Origin of the sequence: Nonomuraea sp. NPDC049637 (genome assembly GCF_040675235.1) — a bacterium.
Classification (GTDB): Bacteria; Actinomycetota; Actinomycetes; order Streptosporangiales; family Streptosporangiaceae; genus Nonomuraea.
This window is the reverse complement of record NZ_JBFAOM010000012.1, coordinates 59380-75482: the sequence shown is the minus strand read 5'-3', so window position 1 is coordinate 75482 and position 16103 is coordinate 59380. Positions and strand designations below refer to the sequence as shown.

The 16103-nt window shown below is 70.2% G+C and carries 15 protein-coding genes and 1 pseudogene; 7 read left to right on the top strand and 9 right to left on the bottom strand.

Annotation, left to right across the window (positions count from 1 at the left end; translation table 11 throughout):
* Together AB0J71_RS18670 and AB0J71_RS18665 are read right to left on the bottom strand one after the other, a co-directional pair.
* Window positions 1-1584, bottom strand: coding sequence for a thiamine pyrophosphate-dependent enzyme (locus tag AB0J71_RS18670; RefSeq protein ID WP_364415149.1), 1584 nt, complete (start codon window positions 1582-1584; stop codon window positions 1-3).
* A gap of 237 nt (window positions 1585-1821) precedes the next feature.
* The gene (locus AB0J71_RS18665) at window positions 1822-2097 is read right to left on the bottom strand and encodes a hypothetical protein (protein WP_364415147.1); all 276 of its coding nucleotides are present in this window, start codon (window positions 2095-2097) and stop codon (window positions 1822-1824) included.
* A gap of 100 nt (window positions 2098-2197) precedes the next feature.
* On the opposite strand from AB0J71_RS18665, the gene AB0J71_RS18660 reads away from it, so the two are divergent.
* Complete coding sequence (locus tag AB0J71_RS18660) at window positions 2198-2968, top strand: IclR family transcriptional regulator C-terminal domain-containing protein (RefSeq protein ID WP_352328555.1); 771 nt, start codon at window positions 2198-2200, stop codon at window positions 2966-2968.
* Window positions 2969-2982: 14 nt separating this feature from the next.
* On the opposite strand, the gene AB0J71_RS18655 is transcribed toward AB0J71_RS18660, so the two are convergent.
* Both AB0J71_RS18655 and AB0J71_RS18650 read right to left on the bottom strand, forming a co-directional pair.
* Window positions 2983-3855 carry a MurR/RpiR family transcriptional regulator gene (locus AB0J71_RS18655; protein ID WP_352328557.1) on the bottom strand — a complete coding sequence of 291 codons (873 nt, stop codon included), beginning with the start codon at window positions 3853-3855 and terminating at the stop codon, window positions 2983-2985.
* Window positions 3840-5270, bottom strand: a complete 1431-nt coding sequence (locus AB0J71_RS18650; protein WP_364415145.1) for a glycoside hydrolase family 3 protein — start codon at window positions 5268-5270, stop codon at window positions 3840-3842. The genes AB0J71_RS18655 and AB0J71_RS18650 overlap by 16 nt, the downstream gene beginning before the upstream one ends.
* Before the next feature lie 88 nt (window positions 5271-5358).
* Between AB0J71_RS18650 and AB0J71_RS18645 the strand changes: the two genes are divergently transcribed.
* The gene (locus AB0J71_RS18645) at window positions 5359-6888 is read left to right on the top strand and encodes a family 10 glycosylhydrolase (protein ID WP_364415143.1); all 1530 of its coding nucleotides are present in this window, start codon (window positions 5359-5361) and stop codon (window positions 6886-6888) included.
* A 233-nt stretch (window positions 6889-7121) separates the two neighbouring features.
* Here AB0J71_RS18645 and AB0J71_RS18640 read toward each other — a convergent pair whose 3' ends face one another.
* On the bottom strand, window positions 7122-7772 hold the full coding sequence (locus AB0J71_RS18640) for an FHA domain-containing protein (protein WP_352328563.1): 651 nt from the start codon (window positions 7770-7772) through the stop codon (window positions 7122-7124).
* A gap of 181 nt (window positions 7773-7953) precedes the next feature.
* Between AB0J71_RS18640 and AB0J71_RS18635 the strand changes: the two genes are divergently transcribed.
* The 3 genes from AB0J71_RS18635 to AB0J71_RS18625 are packed head-to-tail and all read left to right on the top strand — an operon-like array spanning window position 7954 to window position 10642.
* Window positions 7954-9075 carry a citrate/2-methylcitrate synthase gene (locus AB0J71_RS18635; protein ID WP_358282320.1) on the top strand — a complete coding sequence of 374 codons (1122 nt, stop codon included), beginning with the start codon at window positions 7954-7956 and terminating at the stop codon, window positions 9073-9075.
* Window positions 9072-9371, top strand: a complete 300-nt coding sequence (locus AB0J71_RS18630; RefSeq protein WP_352328566.1) for a DUF3017 domain-containing protein — start codon at window positions 9072-9074, stop codon at window positions 9369-9371. The genes AB0J71_RS18635 and AB0J71_RS18630 overlap by 4 nt, the downstream gene beginning before the upstream one ends.
* Window positions 9372-9424: 53 nt before the next feature.
* Window positions 9425-10642, top strand: coding sequence for an NADP-dependent isocitrate dehydrogenase (locus AB0J71_RS18625; RefSeq protein ID WP_364389291.1), 1218 nt, complete (start codon window positions 9425-9427; stop codon window positions 10640-10642).
* A gap of 75 nt (window positions 10643-10717) precedes the next feature.
* On the opposite strand, the gene AB0J71_RS18620 is transcribed toward AB0J71_RS18625, so the two are convergent.
* From AB0J71_RS18620 to AB0J71_RS18605, 4 genes and pseudogenes are all read right to left on the bottom strand, one after another.
* Window positions 10718-11362, bottom strand: coding sequence for a site-specific integrase (locus AB0J71_RS18620; RefSeq protein WP_364415141.1), 645 nt, complete (start codon window positions 11360-11362; stop codon window positions 10718-10720).
* 625 nt (window positions 11363-11987) lie between these two features.
* Entirely contained in the window at window positions 11988-12410 is a 423-nt protein-coding gene (locus tag AB0J71_RS18615; protein ID WP_364415239.1) for a GntR family transcriptional regulator, read from the bottom strand.
* Between the two features lie 62 nt (window positions 12411-12472).
* A pseudogene (locus tag AB0J71_RS18610) lies at window positions 12473-12676 on the bottom strand (GntR family transcriptional regulator); the annotation flags it as partial.
* Window positions 12677-13558: 882 nt separating this feature from the next.
* The gene (locus tag AB0J71_RS18605) at window positions 13559-13957 is read right to left on the bottom strand and encodes a hypothetical protein (RefSeq protein WP_364415139.1); all 399 of its coding nucleotides are present in this window, start codon (window positions 13955-13957) and stop codon (window positions 13559-13561) included.
* A gap of 101 nt (window positions 13958-14058) precedes the next feature.
* Here AB0J71_RS18605 and AB0J71_RS18600 point away from each other — a divergent pair, with 101 nt between their 5' ends.
* Both AB0J71_RS18600 and AB0J71_RS18595 read left to right on the top strand, forming a co-directional pair.
* Entirely contained in the window at window positions 14059-15315 is a 1257-nt protein-coding gene (locus tag AB0J71_RS18600; protein WP_364415137.1) for a hypothetical protein, read from the top strand.
* On the top strand, window positions 15312-15944 hold the full coding sequence (locus AB0J71_RS18595) for a 2'-5' RNA ligase family protein (RefSeq protein WP_364415136.1): 633 nt from the start codon (window positions 15312-15314) through the stop codon (window positions 15942-15944). The genes AB0J71_RS18600 and AB0J71_RS18595 overlap by 4 nt, the downstream gene beginning before the upstream one ends.
* Window positions 15945-16103: the final 159 nt, after the last annotated feature.

Sequence of the window (16103 nt, the reverse complement as noted above, 5' to 3'; positions counted from 1 at the left end):
TCACGGCCGGAAGTCCTGGTCCACGGCCACGGTGACGTCGAGCAGCAGGGGCTCCTCGCGGGCGGCCAGCGACGGGATCACCTCGTCGAGCACGGCCCCCAGCTCGGCGGGGCCGTCCACCCGCCGGGCGGGGCAGCCGAGCGACCTGGCCAGCGCCGCCAGGTCCACCTCCGGGAACGGCGGCCAGGGGGCCTTGCCGCCGTGCTGGTCGGCCAGCCGGTCCATGACGGCGTAGCGGCCGTTGGCGAGCACGACGAACAGCGCGCCCACCCGGTAGTGGGCGGCGCTCCACAGGGCGTGCACGCCGTACAGCGCCGAGCCGTCGCCCACGACCGCGACCACCGGGCGTCCGGGCAGCGCCATGCGCAGGCCGACCGCGGCCGGCACGGCGAACCCGAGCCCGCCCATGGCAGCCGAGACGAAGCCCAGCGGGTTCCGTGCCGGGACCAGCCGGTGCAGGTCAGGACGGGACGACGGGGTCTCCTCCAGCAGCACGACGTCGCGCGGCAGCCGCCGGGCCAGCTCGCGCAGCACGTACGCGGGCCGCAACGGCTCCCCGCCGGGCACCTCGGGAGCGGGAGCCGGCGGAACGGCCGCCGGAGCGGCGGGACGGGCCGGCAGCAGCGCCGCCAGCCGCTCGCAGACGACCCCGGGCGGGGCCAGGACGGCCAGGGCGGCCGGGCTCCGGTGCGCCTCGGCCGGGTCGTCGGTGACCACGGCGACCGCCGTCCCCGGCTCGACCAGCGGCCCCGGCGCGTACGGGTACTGCCGGAACACCGGCGCGCCCACGGCCAGCACGACGTCGTACGGCGCGAGCACGGCCCGCAGCCGCCCCCGGTCGGCCGGCAGCACCCCCGCGTACTGCGGATGGTCCTGCGGGAACCCCGCCAGCGCCCCGAACGACTCCTGGAACACCGGGCACGCCAGCCGCTCGGCCAGCTCCACCAGCGGCCCCCAGGACGCCCCCGCCCCCGCCACGATCACCGGGGACCGCGCCCCGGCCAGCAGCTCGACCAGCGGCGCCAGGCCGGCGTCGGGCACGGCGGCGGGCCGCAGCACCCGGGCCGGGGCGGCGGGGGTCTCGCCGGCGAAGGGCGCGTCCCAGTCGTCCATCGGCACCACGACCAGCGCGGGGCCCCGGTGCGTGACCGCCTCGTGAAAGGCCCTGGCCAGCGCGCCCGGCACGTCCTGCGCCCGCACCGGCTGGTCGGTCCACACCGGGTAGTCGCCGGCCAGCCCGGCCAGCCGTCCGGCGAGGAACGGCTCCAGCGCCAGGTGCCGCCGGTCCTGCTGCCCGACCAGGACGACCAGGGGCGCCCGGTTCACCCTGGCCGTGGCGAGGGCGCCCACCGCGTTGCCCAGCCCGGCCGTGGTGTGCAGCACGGCCAGCGCGGGCTCGGCGTGCCCGACGGCCCAGCCGGTGGCCATGCCGACGACCGAGCCCTCGTGCAGCGCGAGCACGAAGCGGAGGTCGTCCGGCAGGCCGGTCAGCAGCGACACCTCGGTCGAGCCGGGGTTGCCGAAGATCGTCGTCAGGCCGTACCGCCGCAGCACCTCGAACGCCGCCGCCCGCACCGTGCTCATCGTGCCCCTCTCGCCTGCTTGATCCGCCGGTAGACCTGCCCGCGCAGCTCGCCGAAACGCGGCAGCGACCGGGTGGTGAGCTGGCCACGGCCCGTGCGATCGCCACGCGCTGCCGCATGCCGCCCGAGAGCTGCCACGGATGGGCCTCGGCCACGTCGGCCAGCCCGCCCGCCGCCGGCGACCCGGTCACCAACTCCGCCTCCTGGAAGACCACGGCCATGCGCGGCGGCGGCCCGGTCACCGGCTCGCCGGCCACGCGCACCTCGCCCCCGCTGACCGGCAGCCGCCGAACGTCCCCGAGATGCCGGCCGTGCCGCCCTGCACGGGGGTGATCGTCAGGTCGATGCCCTGCTCGGCGAAGAAGCCCTTGGCCCTGCCGAGGTGGATGGGCGCGGTGTCGACGATCGCGATCAGTCCGGCGTTGATCCGGTCCCCGCCTCCCGCCGTGGTGCCCGGCGGGCCGCCGCAGGCGGCCAGGAGCAGGGCGGCGAGGATGATGAGAGCGCGACGCACGGCTGCTCCTAGGTGTTCGCCATGCGCACAGGAATTCTCTCTCCGAACAGCTCCATATGGCGGAAACTACGCCCTTGCCGGCTTCTGTCAACGGATCACCATGGTCGATCATGTGCAGTCGCTGGCCAGAGGGCTGGCGGTGATCCGCGCGTTCAGCGCCGCGGCGCCCGAGCTGACGCTCAGCCAGGTGGCGCGGGCGACCGGCCTCAGCCGCGCCGCCGCCAGGCGCTTCCTCCTCACGCTCGCCGACCTCGGCTACGTGCGCAACGACGGCCGGCTGTTCGCGCTCACCCCGCGCGTCCTGGAGCTGGGGTACGCCTACCTGTCCGGCCTGTCGCTGCCCGAGGTCGCCGGCCCCCACCCGGAACGCCTGGCCGCCGAGGTGCACGAGTCGGCCTCGGTCGCGGTCCTCGACGGCGAGGACGTCGTGTACGTCGCCCGCGTCGCCACCGCCCGGATCATGAGCGTGTCGATCAGCATCGGCACCCGCTTCCCGGCCTACTGCACGTCGATGGGCCGGGTGCTGCCGTCCGCCCTGCCGCCCGGCGACCTGGACGACTACCTGGGACGGGCCGCGTTACGCGGGCTGACCTCCAGGACCGTCGTGCTGCCCGACGCGCTGCGGGCCGAGCTGGAGCAGGTGCGCCTGCGCGGCTGGGCGATGGCGGACCAGGAGCTGGAGGAGGGCCTGCGGTCCTTCGCCGCGCCCGTACGCGACCACGCCGGACGGACGGTCGCCGCCGTGAACGTCTCCACGCACGCCGGCCGTACCAGCCTGCACCAGGTCAGGACGGGGCTGCTGCCGGAGCTCCTGGCCACGGCGGCGCGCATCGAGGCCGACCTGGCGAAGGTCTCGGTGACCCGCGCCTGACGCCGTCTCCGCCGTCACCGGTTGCGGTAGCGGTCGGTCGCGTCGCGGGTGGCCCTGATCGCCGCCTCGGCCCGGTCGTAGGTGCGCTGGGCCAGGCCGACGAAGATGCAGTCGACGATCAGCAGCTGGCTGATCCGGCTGGCCAGCGCGCCGGGCCGGAAGGCGGTCTCCCGGCCGGCCGACACCAGCGTGTGGCTGGCCAGGTCGGCCAGCGACGAGCGCGGGTTGTTGGTGATGGCCACGATCAGCGCCCCCGCCTCGGCCGCCGTACGGGCCGGGACCAGCACGTCGGGCGTCTCGCCGCTGCAGCTGATGGCCACCGCGACGTCGCCGTCCCGCAGCAGCGCCGCGCTGGTCAGGGCCAGGTGGGCGTCGCTGAACGGATGGCTGGACAGGCCGATGCGCAGCAGCTTCTGCGACATGTCGGCGGCCACCAGCCCCGAGGCCGCCACGCCGTAGACGTCCACCCGCCGGGCCACCGCGATGGCCTGGACGACCTCGCCGAGCTGGTCGGGGTCGAGCTGCGCCGCGGTGTCCGCCAGCGCGTCGGACTCCGCCCGCGCCACCTTGGCGATCACGTCGGTCAGCGGGTCGTCGGGGGCCAGGTCGCCGGGCACCAGGCGTTCGGGCTGCTTGGCGACGGCGGCGGCCAGCGCGAAGCGCATCTGCGAGTAACCGGCGAAGCCGAGCGCCCGCGCGGTGCGCACGATCGTGGCCTCGCTGGTGCCCGACACCGCGCTGAACTCGGTGATCGTGCTCCGCACGACCAGCCCCGGGTCGTCCAGGATGATGCGCCCGATGGCCTGCGCCGCCGGGGTCAGCGACGGCAGCACCGCCCGCACGGTGGCGACCGGGTTCGCGGGCTCGGTGTTCAACGGGTCAGCCATTCGGCCGCGGCCTGCGCGGAGACGCGGGAGATGCCGTGCGTGGCGAGGTGGGCGGCTCCGACGGGCGCGTCGCTGATGCCGGTGTCCACCACGATCGCGTCGGGCCGGACGGCCAGCGCCCGCGCCAGCGCCTCGCGCACCCACGGGTGCCGGGCCGCGTCGTGCACCACGAGCACCACGGGACGGTCGTCGAAGGCGGGCAGCTCGCCGTCGCGGTCGAGGCGCACCCTGGCGGTGTTCGGCAGCCGGGCGGCCAGCGCCGCCGCGATGCCGGTCGGCGTGGCGGGATCGACCGCCTGGTTGAGCCGGGTGTTGACCTCCACGACCAGCGGCCCCCGGTCGAGCACGGCGGTGCCCGTGGTGGTCAGCGCGGCCCTGGCGGCCTCCAGTCCGACGCCCTCGTCGATGTCGGCGCGGGCCTTCTCGCGCAGCTCGGACCGCTCGGCGTACCAGGTGGACAGGGCGAGCACCCGGCCGGCCGCTTCGGCCAGCCGCTCCTCCGCCAGCCGGCCCGTGCGCACCGCCTCGACGACGGCGTCGCGCATCTCGTGCAGGCTGCGCTCGTCGGCCCGGCCGGCGCAGATGGTGTCGGCGCCGGCGGCCAGCGCGCGCACCGCGATCTCGCCGGGGCCGAACATGGCGGCCACGGCCTGCATCTCGATCGCGTCGGTGACCACCACGCCGTCGAAGCCGAGCTCGCCCCTGAGCAGGTCGGTCAGGGCGCTGTGGCTGAGCGTGGCCGGCATCGACGGGTCGAGCGCGGGCACGAGCAGGTGGCCGGACATGATCGAGCGCACCCCGTGCGCGATGGCGGCCCGGAACGGCGGCAGGTCGCGCTCGTCGAGCACCGCCCGCGAGGCGTGCACGGTGGGCAGCGCCAGGTGGGAGTCGGTGGTCGTGTCGCCGTGCCCCGGGAAGTGCTTGGCGCAGGCGGCCACGCCCGCGCCCTGCACCCCGGCCACGTACGCGACGGTGTGCCGGGCGACCAGCTCGGGGTCGGGCCCGAACGAGCGCACACCGATGACCGGGTTCTCCGGGTTGGCGTTCACGTCGGCGGAGGGCGCGTAGTCGAGGGAGATGTCGAGTTCGGCGAGCATCCGGCCGATCTGCCGGCCGACCCGTTCGGTCAGCTCGACGTCGTCGGCCACGCCCAGCGCCCGGTTGCCGGGGAAGGAGCTGCCGGCGAGCACCTCGAGCCGGGTGACCGCGCCGCCCTCCTCGTCGATCGCGACGATCGCGCCGGGGTTCTCGGCGCGCACCGAACGGACGAGCTGCTCGCCGATGGAGTTGCGGGCGAACAGGATGACGCCGCCCAGGCCCTCGCCCAGCGCGCGGCGCAGCCAGTCGGGAGGCGACGTCCCTTCGAACCCCGGCTGGAGCACCGTCATCGCAAGTCGGACCAGCTCTGCGCTCATGCGGCATTTTCCTTCACGGTTGTTGATCTGAAGGTAATTTTCTGTCATCGTCGCCCTCGACACAACCATTGTCGAGAGGCCACCCCCCATGCCCAGCAGAAGGACTCTCCTGAAGGGTCTCGCTCTCGCCGCCGCCGCGTCCGCCGTGCCGCTGCCGGCCTTCGCCCAGGCAGACTACGTCCCCCCGCTGCGTCAGATGCGCGGCATGTGGATCGCTTCCGTCGTCAACATCAACTGGCCCTCGAAGCCGGGGCTGAGCGCCGACGAGCAGAAGGCCGAATACCTCGCCTGGCTCGACGTGGCCGTGCAGCGCAAGCTCAACTCCGTGTTCGTGCAGATCAGGCCGACCGCCGACGCGTTCTGGCCGTCGCCGTTCGAGCCCTGGTCGCAGTACCTGACCGGCACCCAGGGCCAGGACCCCGGCTACGACCCGCTCGGGTTCGCCGTGGAGGAGACCCACAAGCGCGGCCTGGCCTTCCACGCCTGGTTCAACCCCTACCGCGTGTCGATGCAGCCCGACCCGAGCAAGCTGCACCCCGATCACCCCGGCCGCAAGCACCCCGACTGGATCCTGCCGTTCGGCGGCAAGCTCTACTACAACCCGGGCATGCCCGAGGTCCGCAAGTTCTGCCAGGACGCGATGATGGACGCGATCACCCGCTACGACATCGACGGCCTGCACTTCGACGACTACTTCTACCCGACCAACACCACTGCTTTCGACGACAGCGCCGCGTTCGCCAAGTACGGCGCCGGCTTCCCCGACCTGGCCTCCTGGCGGCGCAACAACGTCGACCTCATGGTCAGCGAGATGCAGCAGCGCGTCCTGCAGGCCAAGCCGGAGATCGCCTGGGGCATCAGCCCGTCGGGCATCTGGCGCAACAAGGGCACCGACCCGCTCGGCTCCGAGACCAACGGCGGCCAGTCCTACGACAACCTGCACGCCGACACCCGCGGCTGGGTCAAGAAGGGCTGGCTGGACTACATCGCGCCGCAGCTCTACTGGTACATCGGGCAGCCGCCGGCCGACTACTCCAAGCTCGTCCCGTGGTGGTCGGACGTGGCCGCGGGCACGAACACGCTGCTGTGGATCGGGCAGGCGGCCTACAAGGCGGGCGACCCGGCCCAGGCCGCCGAGTGGCAGAAGCCGGACGAGCTGTCCAGGCACCTGACGCTCAACCGCGCCCACCCCCAGATCAGCGGCGACATCTGGTACAACGCCAACGACGTCAAGGTGGACCGGCTGGCCTCCATCACGACCGCCGTCAACGACCACTACCAGCGGCCCGCGCTCGCGCCCGTGCTGCCCCGCCTGGCGAACGGCGAGCCGCCGCGCCGCCCGGTGGTGGCGTACGCACTGCGCCGCACCGGCGGCGTCGAGGTGCGCGTGGTCGCCACCGGCCGGGACGAGCCGTTCCAGTTCGCCATCTTCCGCTTCCCGGACGAGGCCGGCCAGAACGCCTTCGCCGACGCGCGCAACCTGGTCGCCGTCGTGCCCGCCGACCGCCAGATCCGCTGGACGGACCCCGACGGCAAGCGCGGCGACCACTACTACGCGGTCGCCGTCGACCGGGCCAACAGGACCAGCAAGCCCAGCCACGGTTTCCGGGTGATCTGAACGACACCGGTGAAGGAACGCTGACCTCCGGCGACGAGCGCATGGCTCACCAGCGCGCGTCGCCGGCACGTTCCCTGACCGGCGTCGAGCACGGCGCGCGCCACCGGCCTGTCGGCCCGCGGTCGCCCGCCGTCGCCCGTTCCGCGCCCAGCAGGGATGAACGCGGTGATCTCTCGATGGGTCCGACGCTGCCGGAACCCCTCGCCGAAGCCCCGGTCGCGATCTGGCTCCCTCTAGGAAGCCCTCCTACCGGCCGCCGACGGCTGCTGCTCAGCCGTGGCGCCCGCCGACCGCTGTGGTGGCACCACAGGGGTCGGGCGCACCAGCCCGAGCGCGACGACCTCGTTGGCGAGGCGCGTGCGGCGGTTGGTGCCCTCAGGAATCCTGAACTTCTGGTACAGCCGCAGCAGGTGCTGCTTGACCGCGGCTTCGGTCACGACCAGGTCGTCGGCGATCTCGCGCGCCGTCGCCGGAGCGACGAACGCCTCGTCGGACAGCGCCGGCCTGCAGAGCGAGGTCAGCACATCGACCTCGCGCCTGGTCAGCTCGGGCGCCGCCGCCCTGCGCAGCTCGACCTCGGGGGTGAAGTCCTCACGGGGGACTCCACCGATGCGACCCCGCGCCGCGCCGAACGAGACGACGTCTCCGTCGTCAAGGACCCTCCGGGCGATCGGCCTGCCGTTCACCCGTGTGCCGTTGCGGGACAGGCCCAGGTCAACGACGTACAGGTAGGGTCCTCGTCTGACGAACTCGGCATGGAGTCGAGACACACTGGGGTCGGTGAGCCGGATGTCCACACCCCGGCCTCTCCCGACCGTCGTGATCTCGGGGCGCAACGGGACCACGTCGCCGGTGTCCTCGATGCGTATGAACGGCCCCTCCACGGCAGTTCCTCCCCAGGTAGCCCGCCGTAACTATTACTACAGCTCCGGCTTACCCAACCGAGGGGATGCGGAATCTCCTTTGCCGAAAGGAGAATCGCACGTGAAATTGGTCTGGACCTCTGCGGACGGTTTTACCTGCTCACGGGTAGACTTCGGAGGAAGATAAGCGGAGGAAACACTCATGGCGGACAAGCCCACGAAAGGCCTGGCCGATGTCGTCGCCGCGTCCACAGCGCTGAGCGACATCGACGGCAAGGCCGGTCGCCTCTTCTACCGTGGATACGACATCCACGACCTGGCCGGCCGTGCGACGTTCGAGGAGACCGCGTACCTGCTGCAGCACGGCAGGCTGCCCGACCGGGCCCAGCTGGAGGCGTACGGCGCCGACCTGGCCCAGGGCAGGGAGCTGGGCGCGCTGGTCGCCGCGAACGTGGCGGAGATCGCCGAGAAGCAGAAACCCATGGAGGCGCTCCGCTCCCTCGTCTCACTGTCCGGCGCCGACGACCCCGACAAGGACTCCACCGCCCCCGACGCGAACCTGCGCAAGGCGGCCCGCCTGACCGCGCAGCAGCCCGTGCTGGTCGCCCGCTACCACGCCGCGCGCACCGGCGGCGCGGTCCCCGAGGCCGACCCCGAGCTCAGCATCGCCGGCAACTTCCTGCTCCAGGTCACCGGACGCGCCCCCGAGCGGCGTGCGGTCGAGATCTTCGACGAGTGCCTGGTGCTGCACGCCGACCACACGATGAACGCCTCGACGTTCGCCGCCCGCGTCTGCGCCGCGACCCTGTCGGACATGCACTCGGCCATCGTCGCGGCCATCGGCACGCTCAAGGGCCCGCTGCACGGCGGCGCGAACGAGCAGGTCATGAAGACCCTGGAGTCGATCCCGCCGGGCGGGGTGGCCCAGGCCGTGCGCGACAAGCTCGCCGCGGGCGAGAAGATCATGGGCTTCGGCCACCGCGTCTACAAGACCGAGGACCCGCGCGCGACGCACCTGCGCCGCATGTCCGCCGAGCTGGCCGAGGCCGCCGGCGACGACACCTACTACCGGATGTCGAAGGAGATGGAAGAGGTCGTCTTCGAGACGAAGGGCCTCTATCCGAACGTCGATTTCTACGCGGCGTCGGTCTACCACTACCTTGGCATTCCGACGGACCTGTTCACCCCCGTCTTCTCGATCAGCCGCATGTCCGGCTGGACCGCGCACGTGATCGAGCAGCATGCCGACAACAGGCTGATCCGGCCCGACAGTGAATACATTGGCGAGCGCGATCAGAAGTGGAAGCCAATAGAAGAGCGTTGAGCCGAGAGAACGAACGTGAACGCTGGGGACCGTTCCCGCTGATCGTGGCGGGAGCGGTCGCCGCCGTGCTCGTGATCCTGTTGGTGGACCCGCGCTGGGGCGGGTTCGCGCTGGGCGGCGTGCTGATGGTCGCCGCCGCGCTCCGGTTCGCCGGGTTCGACGGGCAACTGGCCGTCCGCGACAAGAAGACGGACGTCATCACGCTGATCGCGTTCGGCTTCCTCATGGCCCTGACCTCGCTCGCGCTGTACAACAACGCGTTCAAGGCCTGGCTGCTGTCCCTTTTGGCCGGTTGACGGGACGGTCCGATAGCCTCAACGCATCCATTCATTGAAGGGGAACCATTCGCATGCCCAAGATCAAGGTGGAGGGTCCGGTCGTCGAGCTCGACGGCGACGAGATGACCCGGATCATCTGGCAGTTCATCAAGGACCAGCTGATCCTTCCCTACCTCGACGTCGACCTGAAGTACTACGACCTGGGGATCGAGTACCGGGACTCGACGGACGACCAGGTCACCATCGACGCCGCCAACGCCATCAAGAAGTACGGCGTCGGTGTGAAGTGCGCCACCATCACCCCCGACGAGGCGCGGGTCGAGGAGTTCGGGCTCAAGAAGATGTGGAAGTCCCCGAACGGGACCATCCGCAACATCCTCGGCGGCGTGATCTTCCGTGAGCCGATCATCATGTCGAACGTGCCGCGGCTCGTGCCCGGCTGGACCAAGCCGATCGTCGTCGGCCGTCACGCCTTCGGCGACCAGTACCGCGCCACCGACCTGGTCATCCCCGGCGAGGGCACCCTGACCCTCACGTACACGCCGAAGGACGGCTCCGAGCCCATCGAGCTCGACGTGTACGACTTCCCGGGCGGCGGCGTCGCCATGGCGATGTACAACCTCGACGAGTCGATCCGCGACTTCGCCCGCGCCTCCATGCGCTACGGCCTGGCCCGCAACTACCCGGTCTACCTGTCGACGAAGAACACCATCCTCAAGGCGTACGACGGCCGCTTCAAGGACATCTTCGCCGAGGTCTTCGAGACCGAGTTCAAGGCCGACTTCGAGAAGGCCGGGCTCACCTACGAGCACCGCCTCATCGACGACATGGTCGCCGCGGCGCTCAAGTGGGAGGGCGGCTACGTCTGGGCCGCCAAGAACTACGACGGCGACGTGCAGTCCGACACCGTCGCGCAGGGCTTCGGCTCGCTCGGCCTGATGACCTCCGTCCTCATGACCCCCGACGGCCGGACCGTCGAGGCCGAGGCCGCCCACGGCACCGTGACCCGCCACTACCGCGAGCACCAGAAGGGCAACCCCACCTCCACGAACCCGATCGCCTCGATCTTCGCGTGGACGCGTGGCCTGGCCCACCGCGGCAAGCTGGACAACACCCCCGCCGTGACGGAGTTCGCCGACAAGCTGGAGCAGGTCTGCATCGAGACCGTCGAGGGCGGTCAGATGACCAAGGACCTCGCCCTGCTGGTCGGCGGCGACGCCAAGTGGCTCACCACCCAGGACTTCCTGGCCGCCCTGGACGAGAACCTCAAGAAGAAGATGTCTGCTTGAGAAAAAGCGGCCTCTACCTGCGGCGATGCTGCTAGGTAGAGGCCGTTTCACGGCCCTGGGCCGTCTCTGGGTCCGTCACAGCTTCGGGCCGGACGCGTACACGGCGGCCACGGCGTTCCGTGTCCGGTCCTGGCTGCTCGGCATGAGGTGGGTGTAGGTCCGCAGGGTGAAACCCGGATCGTGGTGCCCGAGGTACTCGCTGAGGGCCTTGATGTTCTCGCCGGCGTCCAGGAGTACTGAGGCGTAGAAGTGCCGCAGGGCGTGCATGCCGTGCTCGCGTGCGGCCTGGTGCGGTTCGCCGCGCTTGCGCTTCGGGATGACACCGGCTCGTACGAGGGCCGTCTTCCAGTGGACGTTGTTGAAGCTCGGCCGGCGCACGACTTCTCCGGTTGTCTGCGTGAAGAGCAGACGCCTGGTGACCAGCGGGCCGTTCGCGTTTCCCCAGGGAAGAGTGATCTCGACCGGCGGGAAGCGCTCCATGTGTCCCCTGATCGCGTCGGCGACTGGCCCCGGCAGGGGAACGTCCCGGAGCTTGCCGCCCTTCGGCGGGGCGAGGACGAGACGGTACTCGCTGTACTTGAGCTGCTGGACGACATGAAGCACGTACGAGTCGAAGTCGAGCGCGTCCACGTCGACGGCGAAGATCTCGCCCTGCCGCAGCCCGCAACCGCCGCCCATATCCACCATGGCCCGAAACCGCTCAGGGAGCGCGTCACGCACCGCGAGAACCCTTTCGGCCGATCATGGCACCACCCCGCTTCGTCTCGACGCTGGGAGTCCGCACAGAACGCGCTGAGCAGGGATTACGGGCGAGATGGCCGTCGTCCACGGCCGCGCTCAGCACCGCGCGGACGTTGGAGTAGATGGTCCTGGCGTACGAGCCGCGCACGCCCTTCTCTTCGAGCTGCTTGACCCACTCCCGGATGTGCCCTGGTTGGAAGGACCCGAGCGGTCGTGGGCCGAGGTGGGGAAAGGAGTTCGCGCAGGACGCCGGCCAGGTCGTCGAGGGTCGCGGGCGAACCGCTGTCGGGGATGAGGTGCCAGAGCGTTACCGGGTGGCCTCTGACGATGAGCGGTTGGTCGTGCGCCGTCGTTCTCGCCGCCGGTATCCCGGAGTCGTTCAGCCAGGCCGAGACGGCTACTTCCTTGTGTACGTCGTCCAGCACCTCGACGCTGCGCGCGATCCTCACGACCACCTGCTCGGCGGGGAGTGCGAACAGAGCGTTCTCGCCGAGGCCGATCAGACGGGCGTCCTGGCTGGCCAGTCCTGTGCTCTCGCAGGTCTCGTGCAGGGTCGCCAGTGCTTCGGTGGTGGTGAAGGGGATCGAGGGCGTCTGAGATACGGTCACGTGTCACCTTCGGCTCGTGATTTGACGACGCGGCCCATGCCGGGCCTTTTCTCGATGACTCCGTCCGCTTCCAGCAGCGCGAAGGCGCGCCTGATGGTGATGCGGCCGACGCCGCGTTCTTGGGCGAGTGCATTCTCTCCGGGCAGGACGGACCCCACAGCGAGCTTGCCTGTGGAGATGTCCTGCCGGAAATCGGCGGCGACCGCGTCGGCTCGGGTTCGCGCGTGCTCGGGGCCGCCGACGAACCAGCCCTTGCCGTGGACGGCTGTGATGAGCCGTTCGTCGGCCAGGAGTTGCAGCGCCTGGCGGGCCGTGCCCTTCGACACCCCGAACTCCTCCGCTGTTGCGGCCTCTCCGGGCAACTGCTGGCCAGGCACCAGCTCGCCGTTCTCGATGCGCCCTCGGAGCGTCTCGGCGATCGATTCGTACTGTGTCGTTGCTGCACGGGGGAGGCGGGGTCTTCGCTCTTCACGCGCCGGCCGCGGCCGGCCTCGCTGGCCACCAACCCCGAGCGCTCCAGCTCTGCGACCGCCTGACGTACGGTCCCTCTCGCCACGCCGTACGTGCTGGCGAGGGTGGATTCGGAGGGCAGCATGGCACCGGCCGGCAGGTCACCTTGGAGGATGCGATTGCGGATGTCCTCTGCAATTCGGACGTAGATACGGGCGTCCTTCGCGTTGCTCATCGCGCTCCCTCGCCGAGGCATAGTGTCTCTAGGGTAGGGCGGGGGACATGTCCACTGGCGAAGCTTCACGGACCATGTCACCCCTTGGTCTTCCCTACGCGCAGCGAGGGGACGCCGTACAGAACCGGCTTGTTCACGCTGGTGGGCAGGCGTCGATCTTGTCGGGCTTGCCGCGCAATCCGCAGAACCCTGTATCCCAGCATCCAAGCCCATGACCCCTCGCTGGCCCTCGCGGCCATGGCGGCTCGCACTTTGCCGCGGAACACCGCAGATTGGATCAGCTCTCTTTTCCAAGGGGGTTGCTCTGGTGGCGGTTCACGTGGCCTTCCCCGGAAGCGCCCGGCCACGCTGCTTGGGACGAGCAGCCATCCGAGCCCGAACCTTCCGCTTGTGCTCGTCCTGGTGAAGGATGAGCAGCGCCTCCCAGACGGACCGCGCCTGCCGGTACAGCCCCCTGGCCGTTTCCTCGTACTGGCCTGTAGAGGTGCGCCGGAGGATCAGAAATTGGCCGCCCTGGCAGGCCCACTCAAGAGCGCCGCAACATGAGGTCTCTGTGATCCGGATGCGGTCCCTCGGAGGACGCAGGTACGGCTCCCACTTAGGTACGGGCTCGTCAGGAGGCTGGGTCATGCTCCGGTTCCCCTGCGCCGTACTGCCTCACGTACCGGTAGACCTTGCGACGGCTCCGCTGCCAGGTGCACCTGTAGGCGAGTTGCAGGGGCGAGTCGGCGACCAGCTCCCGCAGGACGCCGTAAGCGACTTCGCCGGCCGTCAGCTTGGGCAGCGGCCTCGCATGCCATAGACCCGCGTTGTCGCACCAGACGTAGAAGCGCCTGAACGCACCGCGCAGATCAAGCTCACATGCCTGCTCAAACGTCGACGTCATGCCAGCCGCCCCTGCAAATGGCGAGCCGGATGGATGTGCGGAGGTCCTGCAGCGTTCTCGACGTTGCCGATCAGAGTCGACTGCCAGGCCAAGGCCGCCGCGAGTGCGATCGCGTCCTCGCGCCTGACGATGCGCATGACCCCCTCCGCCACCAGCTCGACGGTCAGAGACCGGTTCGGCACGGCGGTCCACCACAGCCTCTCCGTGGAGTCGAGCTCCAGGGAGATGTCCCAGGCCGGATAGGTGTCGCGCAGTACGGAGAGCTGGCGGTCCCGCAAGTCCTGTATGAGCGCCGCCAGTGCGGAGGCTTGGCGAACGCTTTGGGCAGTGGCCCTCAACAGCTCGTCCAGCCCGGCTTTGGTGTCGGCGTCTAGGTGATTCGTGTCCCAGTACACGAATCCATCACAACGCTGAGTAACGACGCGTAGACAGATGTGATTGGGGGACACTGGGGGCGGCGACCGTGTCCCCCAACTCGGTGGTGAGGTGCGACGGCATGCTGCAACAGCCCAGAACTCCCCGGTGGGCCGAACGCATTCGTGATGAGCGACGTCAGCGCGGCTGGTCACAGAAACAACTGGCCAGACACCTGTTCCTGGCGGCGGGCGAGGAGATCGCCTTGCCCGAGTTCGAGTCGGTGGTTCGCAGAATCAAAGACCACGAGGCGGGCAACAGCCGCCCGAAGGACCCCTACCCCTTGCTGTACTGCCGCGTGTTCGGCATGGACGAGGCCGTCCTCTTCGACCATGACGGCGAGTTGGTGGGGACGCTGCCGACGAGCGGTGACCTGATCGAGCACACAGCCTGGATCGAGCAGACCAACGTCGGCAACAGCGCCATCGCCATGATTGACGAGACCCGCTACCACCTGACGCAGCGCCACACCCAGATCGCACCCGCGCCACTGCTTGCCGATGTGCTGCGCCTGCACCGGCGAGTGCTGGCGCTCCTGCGGGCTGGCAAGCAGCGGCTTCACCAGACGCGCGAGCTGTTCCGGATCGACGCCGAACTCCTCGCCCACGCCTGCATCCTGCTGGGCGACCTGTACGACGACGAATCGGCCATCGTCCACGGCAGGGCCGCCCTCCTGTCCGCTCAAGAGGCCGGCGCGAGCGAGGCGGCGGCGTTGAGCGCCCAGGCCAAGACCGAGCGGTGGCGATGCCGGTACGCCGTCTCTGCCGACGCGGCCAGACGCGGCTACGAATGCAGCCCGCCCACGCCCCTGCGGGTGCTCCTGGCCAGCCAGGAGGCGAACGCCGCAAGCCTGCTCGGCGACTTCGACCGAGCCCGAGAAGCACTTCACCGAGCGGACGAGGCAGCCGGCTCCGTGGCCAGCGACTCCGGCGTGACGCCCTGGTCGTGCCCTGCGCCAAGGCGGGCACTGTACGCCCTGTCGGTGGCGCTGCAGGCAAGCGACCATGCCGCGGCATTGCAGGCGGCAGTGGCGGCCGACGACGCATGGGCCAACGGCGCTCCCTGGGTGGCCGGCACCTGGGCACAAGTCCGCTTCGGCGCCGGCATCGCGTACGTGATGATGGAGGACCTGGACGCCGCCGCCGAACAGGTGACGCCGGCCCTGTCCCTGCCGCCCGAACACCGACTGTCCACGATCACCAACTACCTGGTGCGGATGGATGCTCGATTGGCCGCTCCTCGGTTCCGCGGCTCGGATATGGTGACCACGCTGCGCGAGCAGATCAAGACGTTCAACTCCGCTCGGGCTCTGCCCGCCCCTGTCGAGGAGGATGCGTGAGCCCGTTGCCGACGCGGATGGTGAACCGCTGGGAGAAGCGACGAGCGCTCATGCTGCCGCCAGGCCAGGGCCAGCTCTACTGGCACGTCCTCCTGGGAGAGGACCCCGAAGCACGGGCCATCGTCCAAGAGGCTCACGACCGCCTGGCCGGCCTGCCCGGCCTCGATCTGGTGCCGCAGAAGTTCATCCACCTCACCACGTTGGTCGCCGGCTACTCACACGAGATCACTGATCATCAGGTGAACGTGATGGCTGAGGAGGCCACGACTCAACTCTCCCGGATCGCGCCCATCACTGTCTCGCTGGGGCGTGTGCTCTACCACCCGGAGGCGGTGGTCCTGGAAGCGCGGCCGGCGGACCGTCTTAGGCCCCTGTTGGAAGCAGCCAAGTTCGCCACACGGGCGGCCACCGGCCGCGATGGCGCTCTTGCTCATGCAGCATGGGTACCGCACGTCACTGTTGCCTACAGCAGCGCTGATGGCCCAGCAGCTCCCATCATCGAAGCGCTCGGTAAACAGCTTCCCGAGCGCAACGTCACCGTCCGGAGCATTCACATCGTCAATCAGGACGGCCCGGAGACGGTGTGGGACTGGCGTCCATTGGCCGAAATCCGGCTGGGTCAGGCTTGACGCCCACCCTCGTAAACTGCTCCACGGCAAGACGGACGACGATGCCTGCATGGTCGTTCTGCGAAATTCTGAGGAATTATGTGGGTCGAGATCTCCGCTGGAGATGCGATCTGATGTGCGGCTGACTTGCGGTCCGTATAAAAGTGCTGGTTTTGCGGA